The organism is Herpetosiphon gulosus, assembly GCF_039545135.1.
Classification (GTDB): Bacteria; Chloroflexota; Chloroflexia; order Chloroflexales; family Herpetosiphonaceae; genus Herpetosiphon; species Herpetosiphon gulosus.
In genome coordinates, this window is the sequence record NZ_BAABRU010000078.1 from 1 (window position 1) to 2,255 (window position 2,255).

Here is a 2,255-nt window from a genome sequence, read left to right on the forward strand (position 1 = left end):
GGTTGGTCGGCGGTCGTTGGTGCGGGTTTGTGTTTTGCTCGTGGCATGGTATCCCCTTACAAGCCTATTCTGGAAATGCTCGTCTTTGGGTTGGGAACCAAATACACACGCTATTGTACAGTCTCCGGCCATTCCCCCTTGCTACCCCCTTCCACTCTCGATCAGTGGCGGGGGCTTTTTATTTTAACGGGTTATTGCGATTCTAAAGACTTATCAACTCATTGGATATAGAGGACACGTACCTCACTATGACACATCATCAGTTGTACAACCATGAAACCACCACTTGATATCGCGCATCACCCATGGTATTCATCAGCCCCAGTAAATCAAGGTGAGCCATAGAACTCCTAAAGACGGTATTCCGATGAAGGAATGCATCTTGCACTTGCGTACTGTCGCACCACCTTACAGAGTGCCACGCCAACAACTGCTGACCTCCTGAAGCAGTTTGCTATCGTCTAATGCGCTTGTCTGCTTGGGCAAGCGCAGATTTCCCCCTTGTTCTCTCCATCGTTGCTTGGGGCATAGGAACAACATCGATGCGATCGATGTTGTCCAGAGGATTCTTCTCATGTATTTTCATACCCAGCACTTAATCAATGAGATTGCGGTTGATCAGCCTGATCCTGCGGCAGCGAATGCCCTGCAAGAAGGCTTAGGCGGTCAATTTGGCGAGATGCGCACGATGATGCAATATCTCTTCCAAAGCATGAATTTTCGGGGGAAGGCCAAACCTTATCACGATCTCATTCACGCCGTTGCGGTTGAAGAGATCAGCCACGTTGAATTAATTGGCACGACGATTAGTCGGTTACTGGATGGAGCCACCGAAAGTCTGCCCAGCATGGGCGCGGGTAACGGTGGTACTCCCTTGAAAAATGCGCTTTCTGAAGGGAATATTCACCATTTTCTTGTGGGAGCGCAAGGGGCCATGCCCGTTGATGCAGCTGGCAATCCATGGCTTGGTTCGTATGTCTATAATAGTGGCAACTTAACCCTCGATTTGCTCTATAACTTGATGCTCGAATCAACCGGGCGCTTACAAAAATGCCGGATCTATGAAATGACCGACAATGCGACTGCTCGATCGATCATTGCCTATTTGATTGTGCGCGACCATGCCCATGAGTTGGTATTTGCCAAAGCGTTGGAATCATTAGGGGTCAACTGGGGCAAAATCTTACCAATCCCGAAGTTTGATGCGACCCAGTTTCCCGAAGTGCGCACCCTGATGGAGACAGGGCTGCATTTACAGCAACATCACTGGCGTTTGGATGGCTCAGAATTGTCCACCATCTTCAACGGATCGTCGCCCGCCAACGACGGGGCAACGGTGATGACCACCGATACACCGCCAGCAGGTGCGCCAATGCAGCCTGCGCCAGAACGGCCTGAAGAGTTTGCGCCAGGATTGCCACCAGAACTCAACGCGTTGGTTGATCAAATCGCGGCCATGGGCGACGGTCGCTAACGAATTCAGCCGTATCAAGAAAAGCCCCACATCCATACCATTGGATGTGGGGCTTTGGTCACAGGTCGCAAAACCGAGGAGGAAGACTGGTACGCGTTATTCGCCAACCGCCTTACGATTAATCGTCTTTTCGGCAATCTGGGTCAAACTTTGGTCGGTTGCCCCTTCTTGGTCGAGAATCTTCTGCAACCGTTCGGCAATGCTCGTCATGCCCAACTGCTTCGCCCATGTGCGCACACAGCCATAGCCAGCGATTTCATAATGCTCAACCCGTTGGGCAGCAGCGATTAACCCCGCATCCATCACCTCGGCCTCAGCCTTTTCCTTCATAAAGTCTTGGCCTTCACGCAGAATGCCTTCCATGGCCTTACAGCGATGTGTGGCAGGCTTGCGACCAAGGTCTGCAAAGATGTCATCAAGGGTGGCGCGTTGAACCTTCGTTTCTTCAAGATGCTTTTCAAAGGCGGCACGCAAGACGGGAGCCGTTGCTTTTTTTTCCATGAGCGGTAAGGCATCAAGAATCTGGTTCTCAGCATCATACAAATCACTGAGATGTTCATACAACAGATCATCCAACGTTTTTAAGGTGGTCATCATCGTCCTCCATTCACAAGAATATCCTCTTGCAAACGAAGCAAGCAACAATCATACCATCCCTCTGTGCTAACATAGGTGAGACAGATCTGGGATTATGATCTTAAGTCGAGGGCCGCAAGGAGTTCTCATGGCCAGCAAAAAACCAACGCCCGACCAATCAACCCATGACCCCGAAGTTCGGCCC

The 2,255-nt window shown here is 50.7% G+C and carries 3 protein-coding genes; 2 read left to right on the forward strand and 1 reads right to left on the reverse strand.

All coding sequences use genetic code 11. From position 1 onward, the window contains the following. On the forward strand, positions 1 to 231 hold a 231-nt coding region (locus tag ABEB26_RS26775), incomplete at its 5' end, for a hypothetical protein (RefSeq protein ID WP_345725156.1). A 343-nt stretch (positions 232 to 574) separates the two neighbouring features. Next, positions 575 to 1,474: a manganese catalase family protein gene (locus tag ABEB26_RS26780; RefSeq protein ID WP_345725157.1), complete on the forward strand. Its 900-nt coding sequence runs from the start codon at positions 575 to 577 to the stop codon at positions 1,472 to 1,474. Positions 1,475 to 1,570: 96 nt separating this feature from the next. Here the strand turns inward: ABEB26_RS26780 and ABEB26_RS26785 are convergent, their stop codons facing one another. Further along, the gene (locus ABEB26_RS26785; RefSeq protein WP_345725158.1) at positions 1,571 to 2,071 is read right to left on the reverse strand and encodes a YciE/YciF ferroxidase family protein; all 501 of its coding nucleotides are present in this window, start codon (positions 2,069 to 2,071) and stop codon (positions 1,571 to 1,573) included. Positions 2,072 to 2,255: the final 184 nt, after the last annotated feature.

What these genes read in the sequence shown, in the direction of transcription:
- ABEB26_RS26785 (WP_345725158.1), bottom strand. Translation starts at nt 2,071, where the DNA reads ATGATGACCACCTTAAAAACGTTGGATGATCTGTTGTATGAACATCTC.
- ABEB26_RS26780 (WP_345725157.1), top strand. Translation starts at nt 575, where the DNA reads ATGTATTTTCATACCCAGCACTTAATCAATGAGATTGCGGTTGATCAG.